Origin of the sequence: Azospirillum ramasamyi (assembly GCF_003233655.1) — a bacterium.
In the GTDB taxonomy this organism is placed as follows: domain Bacteria; phylum Pseudomonadota; class Alphaproteobacteria; order Azospirillales; family Azospirillaceae; genus Azospirillum; species Azospirillum ramasamyi.
In genome coordinates this window covers 581859-602125 of record NZ_CP029831.1, presented here as the reverse complement: position 1 = coordinate 602125, position 20267 = coordinate 581859, and the positions used below count along the sequence as shown (strand labels likewise).

Below are 20267 nucleotides of genomic sequence, written 5' to 3'. Positions count from 1 at the left end.
GGTGGCGTAGCCGGGTGCGGACAGCGCCGCTTCAACAGGCCCGCCCAGCGTGTGACCGCCCAACATCAGCTGCGGTGCATCGGCTCCAACGGAACCGTCACCGAAAAGACGGATCCACGCCCCGGCCAAGACCGGACGCCGACCTCATGGCTCAACTGCCGGGCCAACCGCGACACGATGGCCAGCCCAAGCCCGACGCCGCGTTTCTGGTCCCGATCACAGTTGTCGAGTTGCCGGAACTCCTCGAAAATCGACTGCATGTTATGTTCGGCGATGCCGGGGCCGGTGTCCCACACCTCGATGCGCAGATGCCTGCGGTTCCCGGCATCGCGGCACAGGCGGCCTCCCAGGAGAATACCGCCGGCCGTGGTGTATTTCAGCGCATTCGCGACGAGATTCCGCAGGATGCGCTCCAGAAGCTGAGCGTCGCTGTACACGGTGGCGGTGGAAGGGATCACGCGGAAGCGCAGCCCGCGCATTTCGGCCTGGAGCATGAACTCGCCCTGGATGACATCCAGCATGACCGACATCCGCACCGGTTCGACCATAGGTTCCAACGCACCGGCATCAAGCCTCGCGGTGTCCAGCATGCCTTCCAACAGCGTGCGGATCGAAACATGGGCGGCCATAAGACCGCCGAGAATAGGACGCTCGGCTTCGCCGAGGCGGCTGCGCAGCACGTCAAGGAACAGCCCCATCGACATCACCGGCTGGCGCAGGTCGTGACTGGCGGAAGCGAGCAGATGAAGCTTGTCGGCATCGGCGGCCTGAAGACGGCGCAGTTCTTCGTTGGAGCGGGCAAGATGCTCATTGGCTTCTTCCATCTGCTCCAGCGCGACGCGCAGTTCCTCGTCCATCGCACGCAGCTCTTCCATGGAAGCATCCAATTCCGAGCCGGACCGGTGAATTTCCCTATCGGAGCGATCCAACGCGCTTTCGCGCAACGACAGACGTTCCTGCGTATCGTCCAGCCGAACACGCATCGCCCTGTACCGTTCGGCAAGCGCCGCCAGTTCGCTTTTCTGCCGGGCGATAAGCTCGTCCGCCTCTTCCTGGCGCCTTTCCAGATCCTCGATCAGGGTTACCGCCTGCTCCAGTTCGCCCGAGAGACGCGTGACGGCGGTTTGGGATTGATCCTCCTTCAAATCACTGGCGACGCAGATGAAATGCGCGGTTTCGCCAGTCGGTCCGACCAGCGGGGTTATGACCAGATCGCACAGATATTCGGTGCCGTCCTTGCGGCGGTTGACGAGCGTGCCGCGGGCGATCTCGCATTCGCCCAGGTCGCGCCTGATCGCCGCCGCCACCGCCCGATCGGTGCGGGGACATTGCAAAAGGCGGGGAGACCTGCCGATCACCTCATCCGCGCGGTAGCCTGTAAGGCGGGTGAAGGCGCGGTTCACATATCGGATGGTGGGGCCGGGTGCCGCGAGGTTGCAGTCGGTCACGATCACCGCATGATCGAGCCAATCCCAGATCGGCTGGACGATCAAAGGCTTGGCCTTCACAGAGCGACCGGTTTGCAAACCATGCGTTTCCGACATGGCACCATGTTCCTTCCACCCAAGGACGAGCTACGGTGCAACAAGCGGGGAGCTTACGGCAACATATATTGAACTCTATAAACTATCCGCATCCGCCAAAGTTCCGAGTGGTAATACAAATGTTCAATATCGAACGACAAGTTGGGACGACGCAAGGCGACCGATCGGGCGTCCCGCGCTTCCACCATCATCCGGGCATCGCCTCCACCTTGTCGCCGTCCGATCCTATGCGCTGGCGCTCCGTCACTTCGTGAGCGAGCGCCACCAGGATGGGCGGCTGCTCCTCGGCAAAATACTGCATGCAGATCTCGACCGGGCGAACCGACTGGTCGCTGCGTTCGATCGTCGTCTCGAAGACGATTTCCGCCTTCTCTCCCGACAGCAGCGGCGCCACCAGCCTGTCGAAAGCGATCGCATCGATGCTGGGCATCATGTCGTGCAGGGGAATCTGCCTCAAGATATCCAGAGAATAGCCCAGCTTCTCTTCCGCACCCTTGTTGACCAGATGGAAGGTGAAGGTGATGGGGTCGAGGAAATAAACCTCGTTCAACGATTGCCCGACGATGCGGCCGAGGTAATTCGCGAAGGCATCGGAGCGCGCCCGTTCGGTCACGTCTTCGATGATCAGGACGGCACCGCGGTCGAGACGGTTGTCGTAGAGCAGCGGGGACATGCGGATGCGGCAGGTGATCCGCCGGCCGCGGCGGTCCATCGCCTCCATCTCCACCGGATCGACGGGAGCCTGGGTCTTCAGAATGTCCTGGAGCGGACGGCGCAGCCGCGGCACCGGCAGGCCGATGTCGAGGTCCAGGAAAGGCTCACCCGTCACTTCCTCGTTCCGAAGCCCCCAGATGTTCTCGCTCCAGCGATTCCAGGACTGAACGGTAAGGTTTTCATCCAGAACGATGATGCCGACGTCGATGCTGCGGAGGATGGATTCGGAGTAGCGGCGGTACTCCCCGGCCTCCTCGCTCTGGCGCCGCATCTCCTCGTTGGCGACCTCCAGTTCCTCGTTGGTGGAGCGCAGTTCCTCGTTCATCGTCTCCAGTTCCTCGTTGGTGGACTGGAGTTCCTCGTTGGTCGTCTCCAACTCCTCGTTGGAAGACTGGAGTTCCTCATTGGTCGTCTCCAGCTCCTCGTTGGAAGACTGAAGCTCCTCGATGGTCGTCTCGAGGCTTTCCTGCGCCGCCTCGATCTCCTGCTGGAGCAGGAAGATGCGGCTGGTGTCGAAGAAGCTGAGCAGCGTGGCGAAGGCCTTGCCATCCCGGCTGTAGAGCGGCGCCACCTCGATGGTCAGCCGTACCGGCTCCGACCCCGCCCGCGTGAAGGTCTGATGTTCGATGCGCACCATGCGGCCGGAATTGCGCACTTCCTCGATTCGGCTGCGCAGCTCCGTCGGCCGGTAGGAAATGGTCAGGTCGTGGAAGGGGCGGCCGATATCGGTTTCCTCGATGTCGAACAGGCGGCGGGCATGGACGTTGGCGAACACCAGCACGCCTTCGGCATTGACCGCCAGATAGCCGGTGGAACTGCTGTCGACGATGCTTTCCAGCAGTCGGGCCTGCTGGTTGGCCCGGGTGCCAGCGGCGTCATTGGCCAGCGCCAGGCTGCCCCCGGCGGTGCGGCGCCATTCCTGCGGCACCTTGGAAAAGATGCGGCTCTTGAGATCCACCGGCTCGAACATGCGCGACCGTGCAAGCTGCGTCTCCGCCTTCCCCAGAAACAGGAAACCGTCATTGACCAGCGCGTAATGCAGACGGGGAAGAACGATGCCTTGGGTATCGGCCTCCAGGTAGATCAGCAAGTTGCGGCAGACCAGCAGGTCGATCCGGGAGATGGGCGCGTCACTGACCACGTTGTGGCGGCCGAAGATGACGCATTTGCGCAGTTCGCGTTGAAACACGTAGTGGTTGTTGGTTCGCTCGAAATAGCGTTCCAGCAGCGGCTGCGGAACGGATTCGACCTCGCGCGACGCATAGGTGGCGTGGCGTGCCGTGTTCAGGGCCGCATCGTCCAGGTCGGTGGCGTATATCTTGACCCGCCGGCAGAAATCCGTCGTTCCCAGCACCTCGGCGAAGAGCATCGCCAGGGAGTAGGGCTCCTCACCCGACGCGCAGCCGACGCTCCAGATGCGGATTGGTCCATTGCTGCCCTTCCGCTCCAGAATGCGGGGAACGACATCGCGCCGCAGCACGTCCCAGGCGTCGCTATCGCGGAAGAAGGATGTGACGTTGATCAGGACGGTGTTCAGAAGATCGACGAATTCCTGGGGATGGGCCTCCAGGAAAGCATGGTATGCGGCGAAGCTGTCGCAGCCGACCTCTTCCATCCGCCGGCGGATGCGCCGTTCCAGGCTCGTGCGCTTGTAACCGCGGAAGTCAATTCCACGGCTTTCCTGGATGTGGCGAATCAGGCTGCCGAAATCGCTGTCGGCATCTTCCATGTTTTTCGTCATCGTCTTGCATACCCACCATGTGGGACGCAGCATAGTCGCCGGCGTGCATTCCACTCAAGCGGTGCGAGGTTCTAGGCCGCATGCGTGAACCGTAGAAGGAGTGCCGGAAAATATTGTCGGGCTGTTGAAACGCTACAAGCCCGGCACTGTTCTGGTTCGATGGATAATCGCGACATCATCGTCATCGGCGCATCGGCCGGCGGGCTGGGCGCCCTCACGCGGCTGTTCGGCGGCATGCCGAGGGAATGCGCGCCGACGGTGTTCGTCGTCGTCCATATCGCTCCGACGGCGAAAAGCGCGCTGCCTCAACTGCTCGACCGGATCGGCTGGCTGCCGGCCTTCCACCCGACCGATGAAGAGCCCATCCGCCCAGGCCATATCCATGTGGCGCCGCCCGACCATCATCTGCTGGTCCACCGCGACCGCGTGCTGATCCGCCGCGGCCCCCGCGAAAACCGCACCCGGCCGGCGGCGGATCCGCTTTTCCGCTCCGCCGCCGTCGCCTTCGGCAGCCGGGTGGTCGGAATCGTGCTGTCGGGCACGCTGGACGACGGCACCTCGGGGTTGCGGGCGATCCGCCGCTGCGGCGGGATCGGCATAGCCCAGGATCCGGAGGAGGCCGAATGGTCCGGCATGCCGCGGAGCGCCGTGGAACGGGGCGAGGTCGACCATGTCCTGCCGTTGGACGGTATGCCGGCCCTGCTCGTCCGGCTTGCCGCGGAGTCGGCACCGCCAAGCCCTCCCGTCCCGCTCGACATCGCGACCGAGGCGCGGATCGCTGAGCAGGAGTTCACGACCATGTCCGACGATACCAGGGCGGTCGGCAGGCCGACCACCCTCTCCTGCCCCGAATGCGGCGGCGGCCTCTCCGAGATCCAGGACGGCCCGGTGCTGCGCTTCCGCTGCCAGGTCGGCCATGCCTACAGCCCCGACAGCATGGAGGAAGCGCAGACGGAGACGATGGAAAAGGCCCTTTGGGTGGCCCTGCGCACCCATGAAGAGCGTGTCGAACTGTTCCGGCGGCTGGCGGCTCATGCCAGGGAACGCGGCCAGAGCCAGATCGCCGCCAATTGGGACCAGCAGATGCAGGAAGCACGGCAGAACGCAGAACTGTTGCGGAGCGTTCTGTCCAAACCTGAGGTGAAGCGGACCAGCGAGCAGAAGAAGCGCTGATCCGAAAACGGGCAAGCCGGGAACCGCGCCCATCGGCGCGGCCCCGGCGTGCCCCTGCTTTCCCGTTCCCCGGCCCGTTCTCCGGTGTTCCGGCGATCAGCGCTTGGCTTCGGCGGGCTCCCCGGCTTCCTGACGCGACAGGTAGGTTTCGGTGACCTGGGGCAGGCGCTGCTCCAGCCAGGAGGCCATCTCGATCTCCTCGTCCAGGCTCTGCTGGAGCGTGCGGGCGATCTCCGTCTCGCCGGCCCGGTTGGCGGCGGCGATCAGGGCGCGATAGTTGGCGATCTCGAAATGCTCGAAGGCATAATCGAAGATTCCGGCCTTCACGACCTCGTCGTCGGCGAACACGCCCGACAGGGACTGCGCATTGCCGATCAGCATGCCGACCCCGGTCTTGATCGACGAGGTGCTGCTGCCGAGCGACTGCAGGCACTGGCTCAGCCGTTCCGCCTGGCGGTTGGAAACCTGAATATGCTCCTGGGCCTTCGCCAGCATCTCCGGGTAGTTCTTGATACGATCGACCTGACGCTCAAGCATCTCGACCGCCTGGCTTTCCATGGCGTGGGCGTCGCGCAGCCATGCGATCAGGTTGTCTTTGGCGTTGGGCATGAATGGTTCTCCACTGACCTGAGGATTTCTTTCCGGGGGCGCTTCCCCGGACGCCGCCGTGCCGCTTCCGGCGATCCTTGCTGGATGCGGCACGGCAGCCTGTCCCCCTCGCCAACAGAACAGGCGCGGCTCCATTACGCCCGGCCCCCGCTCAACGGAGGGCTTATGTCGTTGCGGCAGCGTGGGCCTGGGGGGGGGCGGACGCTCCGCCCGCGCGGCCGTGGTGCGGAACCAGTCGCCTCGCGGCCGGTTGGACGTAACCGGGAGTCCGGCGGCCACGCCGCCCAAAAGATCATGCCCGTCCTGACCTCAAGACCAATCCGCTGAAGGACCCGCGCCATGAGCATCGACGGACTGTCGGACGACGAGAACACCCTGCATTACGATAGGCCCGCCGGCGGCTGGGGCTCGGTCGGCTCCATAACCCGGATCATGGGGAATGAGAGGCCGACGCCCGCCGTGCTCGACACGCTGCGCCGGCAGAACAAGCCCGGCGGCTTCATGTGCGTATCCTGCGCCTGGGGCAAGCCGGCCGAGCCGCACACTTTCGAGTTCTGCGAGAACGGCGCCAAGGCGACGATCTGGGAGCTGACGAGCCGGCGCTGCACGCCGGAGTTCTTCGCCCAACATACGGTCAGCGCACTGAAGGGCTGGAACGACCACGACCTGGAGCAGCAGGGGCGATTGACCCACCCCATGCGCTACGACCGCGCCACCGACCGCTATGTGCCCTGCAGCTGGGAGGAAGCCTTCACCGCCATCGGCGCGGAACTGCGCGCCATCGACCCGGAACAGGCGGTCTTCTACGCCTCCGGCCGCGCCAGCCTGGAGACCTCCTACCTCTACGCGCTGTTCGCGCGGCTGTACGGGCACAACAACCTGCCCGACAGCTCCAACATGTGCCACGAGACGACCTCGGTCGCACTGCAAAAGGTCATCGGATCGCCGGTCGGCACCAGCGTTCTGAACGATTTCGAAAGCTGCGACGCCATCTTCTTCTTCGGCCAGAACACCGGGTCCAACAGCCCGCGCCTTCTCCACCCGCTGCAGCAGGCGGTGAAGCGCGGCGCGAAGATCGTCACCTTCAACCCCGTGCGCGAAAAGGGCCTGGAGTTCTTCCGCAATCCGCAGAGCCCGCTGGAGATGCTGACCGGCAAGGACACGCGGATCTCGACGCTCTATTTCCAGGTCAAGGCCGGCGGCGACATCGCCGCGATCACCGGCCTGATCAAGCATGTGCTGGCGGCGGAGGATGCGCGCTGGTCCAGCCAGAAGCGGCACGTCATCGACCCCGACTTCATCGCGCAGCACACCGTCGGCTTCGAGGAGATGAAGGCGCGGGTGGAGGCCGTGAGCTGGGACGAGATCGAACGGGAATCCGGTCTGACGCGCGAGGATCTGAAGCAGGCCGCCGACGTCTACATCGAGGCCGACCGCTCCATCGCCATGTACGGCATGGGCCTGACCCAGCATGTGCGCGGGTCGGAAACGCTGGCCGCGCTGGTGAACCTGTGGCTGCTGAAGGGCAACATCGGGCGCGAGGGCACCGGCATCTCGCCGGTCCGCGGCCATTCCAACGTCCAGGGCCAGCGCACCGTCGGCATCGCGGAAAAGCCGGAACTGGTGCCGCTCGACCGGCTGGCCGAACAGTTCGGCTTCGAGCCGCCGCGCAAGGAGGGGCTGAACACCGTCAAGGCCTGCGAGAAGATCCTGTCGGGCGAGGTCAAGGCCTTCATCGGGCTGGGCGGCAACTTCGTCCGCGCCATTCCCGAGCGCGACCGGATGGAGGCGGCTTGGCCCCGCATGCGCCTGACCGTCCAGATCGCGACCAAGCTGAACCGCAGCCACCTGATCAACGGCGAGGTCGCCTTCCTGCTGCCCTGCCTGGGCCGCTCGGAGGAGGATTTGCAGGAAAGCGGCGCGCAGGCGGTGACGATGGAGGACAGCCTGAGCTGCATCCACGGCTCGCTCGGCAACAACACGCCGGCCAGCCCCCATCTGAAATCGGAGGTCGCCATCGTCGCCGGCATGGCCAAGGCGACCCTGCCGGCGAACCCGAAGGTCAAATGGGATGAATGGGTGGCCGACTACCGCCGCATCCGCGCCCTGATCGAAGAGACCTATCCCGACCAGTTCCACCGCTTCAACGAACGGGTCTTCACGCCGGGCGGCTTCTACCGCGGCAATTCGGCGCGCGACCGGGTGTGGAAGACGCCGTCGGGCAAGGCCCATTTCACCCCGCCGGGGCATCTGCGCGCGATCGGGTTCGAAGATGCGCCGGGCCGCTACCGGCTGATCACCATGCGGTCCAACGACCAGTTCAACACCACGATCTACGGCTATTCCGACCGGCTGCGCGGGATCGAGGGCACACGCGACGTGCTGCTGATGAACCCGGCCGACATCGCCGCCGCCGGGCTATGGGAGGGGCAGGTGGTCGGGCTTGCCGGCGATGCCGGCGACGGCGTCGACCGGCGGGTGAACGGTTTGACGGTGACGCCCTTCCAGCTGCCGCGCGGCTGCGTCGGCTCCTACTATCCGGAGATGAACCCGCTGATCCCGCTCTGGTACCACGACGAGGCGTCGGAAACCCCCGCCGCCAAGGGCGTTCCGGTGCGCATCGTCACCGACCCGCCGGCACGCCCCTGACGGAATACCCACGGGTCACACCATCGAGTCCAACTCCTGCCGCCGGGAGTCCGACAGGCCGAGGCGGGCGGCGAGGTAGGCCAGATACTGACGGTCGACCTCGCTGCCGCCGCGCACCGCCAGTTCGGAGGCGAGATAGACCTGCTCCGCCGTATCGGGGTCGCGCACCTCGCGGACGATGTCGTCCATCGGGCGCGGGGACCGCAATTCCGCCTCGACGATCCGCCGGTCTTCCGGATCGGCCTGGGCGGCGTCCAGGCTGTCGAGGATACGGCTCTGTTCATCGGGCGATATCCGCCCGTCCGCATTCGCCGCGGCGATCATGGCGCGGATCAGCAGAAGCGCCTTGGCGTCGCCCATATCGGGTTCCGGCGCACCGCCGCGCAGCACCCCGGCCAGACGGTCGCCGAGACCACCCGCCGCACCGCCGCCCAGGACGCTGCCACTCCCCATGGCACCACCTCCCGCGGCGCCGCCCCCCATGGCACCGCCAAACGCGCCACCAAGCCCCAACCGGTCGAGGATGCCGCCCAGCGGCCCGCCGGCGGCGGGAGGAGGCTGCGATCCGGCCGGCGCCGGCTTCTGGCTGTCCTGATAGGCGCGGTAGGCGAGGTAGGCCAGCGAGGCGAGCCCCGCCTTCTGAAGCAGCCCCGAACCATGGCCGCCCGTCAATCCGCCGGCCAGCCCGCCCATCCCTGCGGCCGGTCCATAGGGAGTTCCATGCGGACCGCCATAGCCGTGGCCGTAGAGGTGCTTCATCTTTTTCTTCTTGCCCTTCTTGCCGAGGAGCAGAGGCATCGCAGCGGCAAAGGCCGGCCCCCGGCCCGTGCGGCCGGCAAGCCCGTTGGCCAGGATGACGCCGAGGACTTTGCTCAGGTTGCTCATCGTTCCCTTCCTCGTTGGGGTTCAAGGGCTGGCGCAGGAAAGACCAGACCCGGCCAGGAAGTCCGGGTCGGGAGCCGTAGACATGGGGTCGCTCCAGGCCTTTGAAACCGGCCGCCTCGCAAGAAAGACGAGTTGCTCCCCTTACCCGGCCGTCTCGCGCCCCATGCCGACGCGCGCGCGGTGGGGGGCGAAAAGGCAGGCCAGCCCCAGGATCACCCCGGAAACGGTGGCGATCATGCCGGCGGCGCTGACCGCGTACTGCCCGCCCAACCACAGGGGGCCGTAGCCGGCCAGCGTGTAGCCGACGATCGCCGACAACACGGCGAAGGCCACGCTCCACAGGACCTGCGCCTCCAGGCGGTTCGTCATCAGCCTCGCGGCGGCGGGCGGACAAATGAACATGGCGATCACGATGATCGAGCCGACGGCGTCGAAGGCCGCAACGGCCGCGACGGCAGCCGTCACCACCAACCCGAAGCCGAGCAGGGCCGTGGGAATGCCGATGGCATCGGCGTAGCCGTCGTCGAAGGTGGAGATCTTCAGCGGGCGCCAGAACAGCAGGGTGAGAAGGACGATCAGCGTGGTGGCGGCGGCCAGCCGCCACAGCTCCGGCGGCAGTTCGGCCAAAGCCTGCCGGTCGAGCAGGGAATGCCAGCCTTCCGCCGATAGCCAGATCAGGCTTTCCAGATTGCCGTGCAGCGCATGCTCCACGTCCAGATGGACCGTGCTGGTGTCGGTCTGTTCCAGCAGGAGCACGCCCGCCGCGAACATGGAGGTGAAAACGACCCCCATCGCGGCTCCGGGCTCGATGCGGCCCAACCGCTTGATCGCCTCGATCAGGATCACGGCCACGACCGCCGCGCCGCCGGCCCCGATCATCATCGGCCAGGTCGAGACCGACCGCGCGACCAGGAAGGCCACCACGATCCCCGGCAGGACGACGTGGCTGATGGCGTCGCCGATCAGCGCCTGCCGCCGCAACATCAGAAAATTGCCGGGCAGCGCACAGGCAATGGCCGCCAAGGTGCCGATCACCATGGGCGTCAGGCTCAGCTGAACGAACTCCGCACCCATCAGGCCCCTCCCCCGACCATCGCGGGACCGCCGATCCTGCGGTCGATCTCGGCGATCTCGTCCCTCGTCAGCACGGCTTCGATCGGCGTAAGGCCGTCGTACTGGCCGGCAACGGCATCGTCCCAATGGATGCGGCGCGCGATCTCCCAGCGCTTCTCGTCGCGCAGCACCTTCGCCGCCTGCGCCACGCCGGCTTCGGTCGGAACACGGTCGCGGCGGATCAGCCGCTCGCGCCGAAGGACGGCGATGGTGAGCGGATCCAGGATCGCCTCGCCCCGCGCGAGCGCCAGCAGCCCCTGGCGCCGGTGCACGCGCACCCGATAATGCCGGTGGCGCAGGATCGCCGCCAGCACGCCCCTCGTCGGCGCGAACAGGAGCGAGACGGTGAACAGGGCGAAGCACATCAAAACGATGATCGGCCCGGTCGGCAGCTGCGGCGCGGAGGCGGAGACCGCGGCGCCCAGATAGCCGGCCGTACCGCCCAGAAGCCCGGCGATCCACAGGACGCGGTCAGTGCGGTCGGTCCAGAAGCGCGCCGTGACCGCCGGGATGATCAGCAGCGCCACCACCAGAATCAGCCCGACCAGCTTCAGCCCGATGACCGTTACGGCCATCACCAGCCCCATCATCGCCAGATCGATCCAGCGCACCCGGACGCCGGAGGCCACCGCGTATCCTGGGTCGAAGGCCACCAGCGTCATCGGCCGGCGCAACAGCACCACCGCGCCGACCGCCAGGGCGCCGCCTGCGGCGATGACCACGGCGTCCTGGAACAGCATGCCGGCGGTCGAGCCCAGCAGGAAGCTCTCCAGCCCCGCCTGCCGCCCCCCGGACATGGTCTGGATGACGGTGAGCAGCACGATGCCGAAGCCGAAGAACACCGACAGGACGGCCCCGATCGCCGCGTCCTCGGCAAGACGGGTGCGGCGGGTGATCCATTCGACCAGCAGCAGGCCGACCACGGCGGAAGCGGCCGAACCCAGCAGGAGGCCCGGCAGGTTGCGCCCGTCGCCCCCCAGCGCGACCATCGCCATGAAGGCCAGCCCGATGCCCGGCAGGGTCGCATGCGCCACCGCGTCGCTGACGAGCGCGCGCTTGCGCAGGAACAGGAAGGTACCCGCGCTGCCGGCCGCCACCCCCAGCAGCGCCGCGCCGACAGCGACCAGGGCGGCGTTGTAGCCGGCCTGGAGAAGCAAAGCGTCAAGGAAGGCGCCGATCGGCATGGATCACGCTCCGGACGGCAGAAACTGCTCGATATGCGAGGTCGCCAGCCGCCCGCCATAGGTCGCCTGCAGGTTCTCGGCCGTGAAGGTGCTCGCCACCGGCCCCTCGGAGATCTTGTGCACGTTGATGAACAGCACATGATCGAAGTAGTCGGCCACCGTCGCGAGGTCGTGATGGACGGCCACCACCGTGCGGCGCTCCGCGTTGAGGGACTTCAGCACGTCGATGATGGCCTTCTCGGTGGCCGCGTCCACCCCGGCGAACGGCTCGTCGAGCAGGTAGAGGTCGGCGTTCTGGGCCAGCGCGCGGGCGAGGAAGACGCGCTGCTGCTGCCCGCCCGAAAGCTGTCCGATCTGCCGTTCCGCGAAATCGGCCATGCCGACCCGGTCGAGGCAGGCGCGCGCGGCCTCCCGGTGGCGCGCCCGTATCGGGCGCAGCAGGCCGACTTCGCGGTAGAAACCCATCAGCACCACGTCGATCACCCGCGTGGGGAAATCCCAGTCGACGCTGGCACGCTGCGGCACATAGGCGATGCGGCTGCGTGCCCGCGCCAGCGGCAGCCCGAACACGGTGGCGGTTCCCGACAGCGCCGGCACGATGCCCAGCACAGCCTTCAGCAGCGTCGACTTGCCGGCGCCGTTGGGACCGATGATGGCGGCCATGCAGCCGGCCGGCACGGTGGCGTCCACCGAAAAGATGGCCGGCTTCCCGCCATAGGACACGGTCATGCCCCGAACCGCCAGCGGGCTTTCCGTCGCGGCGTCCCGCCGCACGGCCTGGCCATGCGCGGCGGCGAGCTTGAGCGCGGAGGATGTCATCGCCGCGTTCTCCCTCAGCTACCGGCCGACAGGCGGCCCTTCATGCCGCGCTCGGGCGCGTCGCCGCCCAGGGCACGGGAGATGACCGTCGCGTTGTGGTCGATCATGCCGACATAGGTGCCTTCGTAGGTGCCGTCGGCTCCCATGGCGTCGGAGAAAAGCTCGCCACCGATGACGACCTTGTGGCCCCTTGCCGCAGCCCCCTCGATCAGCGCGCGGATGTTGCGTTCCGAGACCGACGATTCCACGAAGACCGCGCCGATGCGCCGCGTCACGAGAAGATCGACGAGTTCGGAGATGCGGCTGATCCCCGCCTCGCTCTCCGTGGAAATCCCCTGGATGCCCATCACCTCGAAGCCGTAGGCCGGGCCGAAGTAGTTGAAGGCGTCATGGGCCGTGAGCAGGATCCGGCTTTCGGCCGGCACGGAGGAGAGTGCGCCCACGGCATAGCCGGCAAGTTCCGTCAACTCGGCCAGATGCCTGTCGGCGTTGGCCCGGAAGGCGTCGGCAGCGTCGGGCTTCGCCTCGATCAGCGCCTCCCGCACCGCCACCACGACGAGGGACCACAGGTTCGGATCCATCCAGACATGAGGGTCGAACTTGTCGGCATAGTCCTCATGCGCTCGCAACCGCTCGCGCGGCAGGGTCTCGGCGACCGCCACGATACGCCGCTTCCTTGCGAGGTCGCGCATGAAGTCCACCATCTGGGCTTCCAGATAGAGGCCGTGCCAAAGCACGAGGTCCGCCTTGGTCATGGCGACGATGTCGGTCCGGGTCAGGCGGTAGGCATGGGGGTCGACGCCCGGCCCCATCAGCGCGCGGACCTCCACAAGCCCGCCGCCGACCTGCCGCGCCGCGTCGGCGATCATGCCGGTCGTCGCCACCACGGAGAGCGGGGCGGCCTGCGCCCGCGCCGGCTCGGGGGCCATCGCGAAGGGCATGGCCGCCATGACCGGAAAGGCGGTGGCCGCCCCCAAGAGACATCGCCTCGACACTCGCATCGGTCACTGTCCTCCCGCGTTCGGGACCGGCTGCCGGAGCGTGCCGCGCCACGGAGTCCCCCATTTCTGATGCCCAGTCGATTTGTTATAGCCTCGGCTAATTTCAAGAGGCCAGGCTTTGCTCTATAGTGGAGGGTGGCCTCCATTTCGCGTGCGCGTCCGAATCAAAGCCTTTGCTATAATTCCGCAAGTTGCTTACGGTCCGTGCCCGGAGCAAGGCCAATGCAGATGACCAGCGAGAAACAACACTCCACCGGCACGGAAGAGGCCGACGATCGTGTCGAGAGCTTTCGGCAGGCCCGGCGCGCGCGGCGCTTGGAGTTGCAGGAGGATTATCTCGAGCTGATCGCCGACCTGATCGACGAGCAGGGCGAAGCCCGTCAGGTGGACATCGCGGCCGCTCTCGGCGTGACGCAGCCGACGGTGGCGAAGATGCTGAAGCGGCTGGCCGACGGCGGGCTGATCACGCAACGCCCCTATCGCGGCGTTTTCCTGACGGGCGAGGGCCGCGACATCGCCGAGCGCACCCGCGAACGCCACCAGATCGTGGAGACCTTCCTTCTGGCGCTCGGCGTCAGTGCGGAGAACGCGCGGATCGACGCCGAGGGCATCGAGCACCATGTCAGCGCGGAAACGCTGCAGGCATTCGCGCGCTTTCTAGCCGAGGAACGCGGCTGAGCCATCCTGCCCGGCCGGTGGCTCTTGTGCATTTTGCGCCGATCTTCTTCGAAGCCTCGGACTTGCGCAAGAACCACCGAAGCGAGGGAGGATCATCAGGGGAAGACGCGCGACAATGCGCCGTCGATCGCAGCCACGATGCGGTCGATGTCGTCGGCGGTGGCGATCAATGCCGGGCTGAGGCACAGCGTGTTGTTCAGCCCGGGCAGCGAACGGTTGGTCGCGCCGATGATGACGCCGTTCGCCATGCAGTCGGCGACGACCGCCTGCACCAGCTTCTCCTCCGCCGGTTCCTTCGTCGCCCGGTCCTGCACCAGCTCGACGCCGCAGAACAGCCCCTTGCCGCGCACGTCGCCGACGGCGCGATGACGCTCCGACAATTCCCACAGCCCGGACAGCAGCCGCTCCCCCATCGCCTGGGTGTTGGCGATGAGATGCTCGTCCTCGATGATCCGCATATTCTCCAGCGCCGCCGCCGGCCCGGCGACGCAGCCGCCGAAGGTCGAGATGTCGCGGAAGAAGGACAGCGGGTCGGCGGGATCGTCCTTGAACAGCTCGAAGATCCGCTCGGTCGTCACGGTGCAGGAGATCGCGGCATAGCCGGACGCCACCCCCTTCGCCATGGTGACGAAATCCGGCTGCACGCCGTAATGCTGATAGCCGAACCACGCACCGGTGCGCCCGACGCCGCACACCACCTCGTCGATGTGCAGAAGCACGTCGTGACGGCGGCAGATGTCCTGCACCTTCTCCCAATACCCCTTCGGCGGGGTGATGACGCCGCCGCCGGCGGTGATCGGCTCCAGGCACAGCGCGCCGACCGTGTCCGGCCCCTCGCGCAGGATCACCGCCTCGATGGCATCGGCGGCCATCTCGCCGTAATTCTCCACCGCGCCGTACTGGCTGCGGTATTCCAGGCAATGCGGCACCTCGACGAAGCCGTCGGGGAAGGGGCCGAACTGGGCGCGCCGCTGCGCCTGCCCCGCCGCCGCCAGCGTGCCGAGCGTGGTGCCGTGATAGTCGCGCTCGCGATAGAGGATCTTGGATTTGCGGCCGCCATGGTGCCGGTGCGCGATCTGGCGCACCATCTTGAACACCTTCTCGTTCGCTTCCGAACCGGAGTTGGAATAATAGACCCGGCTCATCCCCGGCATCCTGCCGATCAGCTTCTCGGCGAAGCGGGCGCCGGCGATCGACCCGGCGGAGTTGGCGAAATAGTTGAGCTTCACCAGCTGGTCGCGCACCGCGTCGGCGATGCTGGCCCGGCCATAGCCGACATTGACCGTCCACACGCCGCCCGACACCGCGTCGAGATACTCGCGACCGGTGGCGTCCCACACCCGCATCCCCTTGCCTTCGACGAAGATGCGCGGGTCGGTCGTCTCGAAGCCCTTGTGCTGGGTCAGATGATGCCAGACATGGGCGCGGTCGGCCTCGATGACGTGGCGGATATCGTTGGTGCGCGACTGGTGGTTCCGAAGGACGTCATCCATCGGTCATCTCCTCGGGTGTTATGCGGTGCCGCTCAGGGCGGGATCAGGCGGGGGTTTGGCGGTGGATTCTGAACGGCGCCCAGGACTGGCTGACCGGCATGACCTCCACGCTGTTGATGTTGACGTGGGGCGGCAGCGACACCACCCAGCGCACCGTCTCGGCGATGTCCTCCGGCTGCAGCGGGTCGGCGCCGGCATAGAGCGCGTCATAGGCCGCCTTGTCGCCGCCGGTGCGGACCAGGGTGAATTCGCTTTCCGACAGGCCCGGCTCGATGGAGGTCACGCGCACGCCCTGCGCCGACAGATCGCTGCGCAGGCCGAGCGAGAACTGCTTCACGAAGGCCTTGGTGCCGGCATAGACGTTGCCGCCGGGATAGGGCCAGTTGGAGGCGATGGAGGCGAGATTGACGATCAGCCCGCGCCGCGCGATCAGCCGGTCCAGCAGCAGCCGGGTGATGGTCACCAGCCCGGTGACGTTGGTGTCGATCATGGCCCGCCACTGCTCCAGGCCGCAGTCCTGCGCGGCCCCGGTGCCCAGCGCCAGCCCGGCGTTGTTGACCAGGACGGAGATGCCGGCGAATTCCGCCGGCAGGGAGGCCAGGGCGGCGCGCGTCGCCTCCTCGTCGCGGATGTCGAAGCACAGCGGATGGACCACCGCCGGCCCGCCCAGCGCCTCGACCAGGGCGTCCAGCCGGTCCCAGCGCCGGCCGGTGGCGACGATCCGCCAGCCCTCCGCCGCCAGCCGCCGGGCGATGGCGTCGCCGAAGCCGGAGGTGGCGCCCGTGACGAGAGCGATCTGCGGGGCTAAGTTCGACATTGCGTGATCTTTCCTCATGACGGAGTGGTGAAGCTCAGGCCCAGTGTGACGGCGGTCTGGATCAGCCCGGCGACCGCCACGGCGAGCAGCCCCCCGGAGGCCAGCCGCCGCCAGCCGTCGAAGCCGATGCGGGCGGACAGCAGCCGGCCGGCGGCGTAGCCGGCGAGCGTCGGCCCCATGTAGGTCGCCAGCAGCCCGACCACGCCGGGGTCGATGGCTCCGACCATGGCGCGGCCGGCGAGGCTGAGCGCATCGACCGCGCCGAAGAACACCGCCAGCGTGCCCTTGATCGTCCGCCGGTCCCGCCCGCCGGCCAGCAGCCACGCCGCGATCAGCGGTCCGCCGACGGCGAAGGCGGCCAGCAGCACGCCGACGACGAAGGCAAGGCCGGCGCCGATCGCCCGGTGCCGCAGCCAGGGCGGCGGCTCGCGCACCAGGGCGACGCAGGCCGCGACGAAGATGGTCACGGCGACCAGCACCCGCGCGGTTTCGTCGTCGAGGCCGGCGGCGATCAGGCTGCCGCACAGCGCGCCGGCGAAGCCCATCGCCAGCAGCAGCCCCGACACCGCCCAGTCGACCCTCCCCTGCTCGCGGTCCAGCAGCAGGAAGAAGGTCAGCAACAGGTCGCTGATCAGGATGAAGGGAATCCCGGCGGCGGGAGAGGGCAGGAACAGCAGCCCCAGCGCGGCGATCAGGGCGTATCCGAACCCCGTCACCCCGCGGAAGGCGGCGGCGATGAAGGTCACGCCGCCGAAGAGGATCATCGACAGCGGAACGATGGACTGCGGGAAAGTGGACATCCTGCGCGCGACCTTCCCGCAGCGGGTTCAGACCTTGCCCTTCCAGGGCACCAGCCGGCGTTCCAGCCAGCGCATGCCGAACTCGAACAGGGCGGCGAAGGCGCCGATGACGAAAATCCCCATCAGCACGATGTCGGTGCGCAGGAAGTTGGAGGCGTTCAGCACCATCTGCCCGATGCCGGTGGAAGCGGCGACCATCTCGGCGGCGACCAAGGTCGTCCAGCCCACACCCATGCCGATTCGCAGCCCCACCAGGATGTCGGGCAAGGCCGCCGGCAGCACCACATGCACCACCACCTGCCAGCGGCTGGCGCCCAGCGCGCGGGCGGCATTGACCTGATCGGCGGCGGCGGCCGTGACGCCGGCCCGTGCGGCCAGCGCCACCGGGGCGAAGCAGGCGAAGAAGATCAGCAGGATCTTCGACGTCTCGCCGATGCCGAACCAGATGATGACCAGCGGCAGATAGGCCAGCGGCGGCAGCGGCCGGTAGAATTCGATGAAGGGATCGAGCGCCGCCCGCAAGGACGGGCTGAGCCCGGTCGCCAGCCCCACCGGGATGCCGATCAGCGCCGCCAGCAGGAAGGCGCTGACCACGCGCAGCAGGCTCATGGCGATGTGCTCGGTCAGCGGCGCCCCGTCGATCTGCCCGTCCACCGCGTCGAGGAAGGCCTGGAAGACCGTTCCGATCTTCGGCAGGAACAGCGGCTTCACCACGCCCTGGCCGGTCAGCGCCGCCCACAACGCCAGCGCGGCCAGGATGGCCGCCATGCTGATAAGCGCCGGCTGGGAGCGGAAACCCTGCATCCGGCGGCGCAGACGGTTCAGCGGCACCATGCCGGACGGAATGCCGGCCAGGGCGTCGGAGGACTTCGGCCGATCCGTAAGGGTGGAGTCCGGAAGGGTGGAGTCCGTCGTGGTGGGTTTCATGCGGCCTCTCCTGTGGCGGCGTCGCTATGGCTGCCGGTGCGGTCGTGGATGAAGCCCAGAACCCTTTCGCGCATGGCGATGAAGTCGGGGGAGGATTTGACCGACCGCGCATCCTGCCCGGCCAGAAAGCGCCGGCTGAAGTCGAGCGGGATCGTCTCGGCGATCCGGCCGGGGCGCGGGGTCATGATGATCAGCTTGGTGGCGAGGAAGATCGCCTCCTCCACCTCGTGGGTGATGAAGAAGGCCATCTTGCGCGTCTCCGCCCACACCCGCAGGATCAACTCCTGAATCTGCTCGCGGGTGAAGGCGTCGAGGGCGCCCAGCGGTTCGTCCATCAGCAGCATGCGAGGATCGGCGGCCAGCGCGCGGGCGATGCCGACGCGCTGCTGCATGCCGCCCGACAGCTCGTAGATCCGCTTGTCGGCGAAGGACGCGAGCCCGACCAGTTCCAGCATGTTGCGGGCACGCTGCGTCCGCTCCGCCTTGCCGATGCCCTGCATCTTCAGGCCGAAGGCGACATTGTCGACCACGTTCAGCCAGGGCATCAGGGCATGGCGCTGGAACACCACCCCGCGGTCGGCTCCCGGCCCGGTGACCGGCTTGCCGTCCAGCAGGATGTCTCCGTCCGTCGCCGGCAGGAAGCCTGCGATGCAGGACAGCAGGGTCGTCTTGCCGCAGCCCGACGCGCCGAGCGCCACCACGAACTCCCCCGGCCCGATGGTCAGGTTGACCCAGGACAGGGCGACGGTGCCAGTTTCGCCGCCGCCATACTGGACGCTGACATTCCGGACTTCGAGCATGCTGGGCCTCCTGACGCGTAGGGATGGAACCGGGCCGTTACTTGGCCGCCGCCTTGACCACGTCGGCGGTCACGAAGGGGCCGTAGTCGGGGGCCAGTTCGGTGACGCGACCCTGGCTCTTCAGGAACTCCGCTGTCGATTTCAGCGCCTCGGCGGCGCCGCCGCCCAGCCACTCCTTGGACGACTGCTCCTCCAGGCTCAGGAAGCGGTAGGCCGCCAGCCCGTCCGGCACGTCGGCCGGCGCGGCGCCCGTCCATTTGGCGATGGCCGCCACCTGGGGCGAGGTCGCGGTCCAGCTGTCGCCGGTCCCGGCGTAATCGGCGTCGGCGGCGGCCAGCAGTTTCACGAAGGTGGTCATGAAGTCCGGGTTGGCGGCCATGAAGGCCTTGGTGGCGACGATGCCGTCGAAGGTCGCCTTGCCCTTCTTGGCGAAATCGCCGGCGCTGGCGATGACGGTGCCGTTCTTCTTCGCGGCGGCCAGGACCGGCGCCCAGATGAAGGTGGCGTCGATGTCGCCGCGCTCCCAGGCTGCGGCGATCTCCGGCGGACGCATGTTCAGCAGCTTGACGTCCTTGCCCGACAGCCCGGCCTCCTGCAGCGCATACATCAACTGGTAATGAGCGGTTGAGACGAAGGGCACCGCCACCGTCTTGCCCTTCAGGTCGGCGATGGACTTGATGCCGCTGCCGTTGCGGGCGACCAGCTGCTCGGCGTTGGCGATGTCGTCGAGGATCCAGAACAGCGTGATGGGGAGCCCCTGCGAGGCGGCCGCCGCGATGGGGGAGGAACCGGCCTCGCCGACGTCGACGTTGCCCGACGCCATGGCGCGGATCACGTCGCCGCCGCCGCCGAACTTCACCCACTTCACGGCATAGCCGGTCTTCTTCTCCAACTCCCCGCTCTCCATCAGGACGCGGATGGGGGTCATCATGTCCTGATAGGCGAAGGTGACGGTCTTCTCCGCGGCCATGGCCGGGGCGGAGGCCCCGAACAGCGCGCCGATAGCGACGAAGGCGGTGGCGAGCAGGGTCTTGCTGAAGGTCATGGCGGGTTCTCCGTCGAGGCCGATCAATCCGATGCGGTCATTAGGACGCAGCCCCTTCCCCGCCGAAAGGTCCAGATCCATGCGGTTTGCGGCGGTGACTGGTCCGCCGCCTGTTGCACTGCCGCATCCCGCGCCATGTGGCGCCTGTTTGGGCAAGTGCCCGTCCGGCAAGCGCCGCAACCGCCCTGCCGCCGGAGTTCCAGCCGCCCGCGAACCGGCATCCTTCTTGCTTTTTCCGCATCCCGCAGCAGGCGGATCCATTCGACAGGGCCGGA

The 20267-nt window shown here is 67.3% G+C and carries 17 protein-coding genes; 3 read left to right on the top strand and 14 right to left on the bottom strand.

Annotated features, from left to right (window positions below; translation table 11 throughout):
- Positions 1-65: 65 nt before the first annotated feature.
- Positions 66-1544, bottom strand: a complete 1479-nt coding sequence (locus tag DM194_RS19065) for an ATP-binding protein (RefSeq protein WP_111069124.1) — start codon at positions 1542-1544, stop codon at positions 66-68.
- A 187-nt stretch (positions 1545-1731) separates the two neighbouring features.
- Positions 1732-3999: a CheR family methyltransferase gene (locus DM194_RS19060; protein WP_176581462.1), complete on the bottom strand. Its 2268-nt coding sequence runs from the start codon at positions 3997-3999 to the stop codon at positions 1732-1734.
- Between the two features lie 159 nt (positions 4000-4158).
- Here DM194_RS19060 and DM194_RS19055 point away from each other — a divergent pair, with 159 nt between their 5' ends.
- Entirely contained in the window at positions 4159-5172 is a 1014-nt protein-coding gene (locus DM194_RS19055; protein ID WP_111069122.1) for a chemotaxis protein CheB, read from the top strand.
- 96 nt (positions 5173-5268) lie between these two features.
- Here DM194_RS19055 and DM194_RS19050 read toward each other — a convergent pair whose 3' ends face one another.
- The gene (locus tag DM194_RS19050; protein WP_111069121.1) at positions 5269-5781 is read right to left on the bottom strand and encodes a YciE/YciF ferroxidase family protein; all 513 of its coding nucleotides are present in this window, start codon (positions 5779-5781) and stop codon (positions 5269-5271) included.
- 339 nt (positions 5782-6120) lie between these two features.
- Here DM194_RS19050 and DM194_RS19045 point away from each other — a divergent pair, with 339 nt between their 5' ends.
- Complete coding sequence (locus DM194_RS19045) at positions 6121-8430, top strand: FdhF/YdeP family oxidoreductase (RefSeq protein WP_111069120.1); 2310 nt, start codon at positions 6121-6123, stop codon at positions 8428-8430.
- Between the two features lie 15 nt (positions 8431-8445).
- On the opposite strand, the gene DM194_RS19040 is transcribed toward DM194_RS19045, so the two are convergent.
- From DM194_RS19040 to DM194_RS19020, 5 genes are all read right to left on the bottom strand, one after another.
- A complete protein-coding gene (locus tag DM194_RS19040) occupies positions 8446-9315 on the bottom strand; it encodes a tellurite resistance TerB family protein (RefSeq protein ID WP_111069119.1) in 870 nt (289 codons plus the stop codon).
- Between the two features lie 141 nt (positions 9316-9456).
- The gene (locus tag DM194_RS19035; protein ID WP_111069118.1) at positions 9457-10389 is read right to left on the bottom strand and encodes a metal ABC transporter permease; all 933 of its coding nucleotides are present in this window, start codon (positions 10387-10389) and stop codon (positions 9457-9459) included.
- On the bottom strand, positions 10389-11612 hold the full coding sequence (locus tag DM194_RS19030; RefSeq protein ID WP_111069117.1) for a metal ABC transporter permease: 1224 nt from the start codon (positions 11610-11612) through the stop codon (positions 10389-10391). Before DM194_RS19030 ends, DM194_RS19035 begins: the two co-directional genes overlap by 1 nt.
- 3 nt (positions 11613-11615) lie before the next feature.
- Positions 11616-12431, bottom strand: a complete 816-nt coding sequence (locus DM194_RS19025) for a metal ABC transporter ATP-binding protein (RefSeq protein ID WP_111069116.1) — start codon at positions 12429-12431, stop codon at positions 11616-11618.
- 14 nt (positions 12432-12445) lie between these two features.
- A complete protein-coding gene (locus tag DM194_RS19020; protein ID WP_111069115.1) occupies positions 12446-13432 on the bottom strand; it encodes a metal ABC transporter solute-binding protein, Zn/Mn family in 987 nt (328 codons plus the stop codon).
- 228 nt (positions 13433-13660) lie between these two features.
- On the opposite strand from DM194_RS19020, the gene mntR reads away from it, so the two are divergent.
- The gene (gene mntR / locus DM194_RS19015) at positions 13661-14110 is read left to right on the top strand and encodes a manganese-binding transcriptional regulator MntR (protein ID WP_246024486.1); all 450 of its coding nucleotides are present in this window, start codon (positions 13661-13663) and stop codon (positions 14108-14110) included.
- Between the two features lie 95 nt (positions 14111-14205).
- Here the strand turns inward: mntR and DM194_RS19010 are convergent, their stop codons facing one another.
- The 6 genes from DM194_RS19010 to tauA are packed head-to-tail and all read right to left on the bottom strand — an operon-like array spanning position 14206 to position 19992.
- Positions 14206-15603, bottom strand: coding sequence for an aminotransferase family protein (locus DM194_RS19010; protein WP_111069113.1), 1398 nt, complete (start codon positions 15601-15603; stop codon positions 14206-14208).
- Positions 15604-15646: 43 nt separating this feature from the next.
- Positions 15647-16420: an SDR family NAD(P)-dependent oxidoreductase gene (locus DM194_RS19005; RefSeq protein WP_111069112.1), complete on the bottom strand. Its 774-nt coding sequence runs from the start codon at positions 16418-16420 to the stop codon at positions 15647-15649.
- Between the two features lie 14 nt (positions 16421-16434).
- Entirely contained in the window at positions 16435-17220 is a 786-nt protein-coding gene (locus DM194_RS19000; RefSeq protein WP_111069111.1) for a sulfite exporter TauE/SafE family protein, read from the bottom strand.
- A gap of 27 nt (positions 17221-17247) precedes the next feature.
- The gene (locus DM194_RS18995) at positions 17248-18147 is read right to left on the bottom strand and encodes an ABC transporter permease subunit (protein ID WP_425457308.1); all 900 of its coding nucleotides are present in this window, start codon (positions 18145-18147) and stop codon (positions 17248-17250) included.
- Positions 18144-18947, bottom strand: a complete 804-nt coding sequence (gene tauB / locus DM194_RS18990) for a taurine ABC transporter ATP-binding subunit (protein WP_111069110.1) — start codon at positions 18945-18947, stop codon at positions 18144-18146. Before tauB ends, DM194_RS18995 begins: the two co-directional genes overlap by 4 nt.
- 37 nt (positions 18948-18984) lie before the next feature.
- Positions 18985-19992: a taurine ABC transporter substrate-binding protein gene (gene tauA, locus DM194_RS18985; RefSeq protein ID WP_111069231.1), complete on the bottom strand. Its 1008-nt coding sequence runs from the start codon at positions 19990-19992 to the stop codon at positions 18985-18987.
- Positions 19993-20267: the final 275 nt, after the last annotated feature.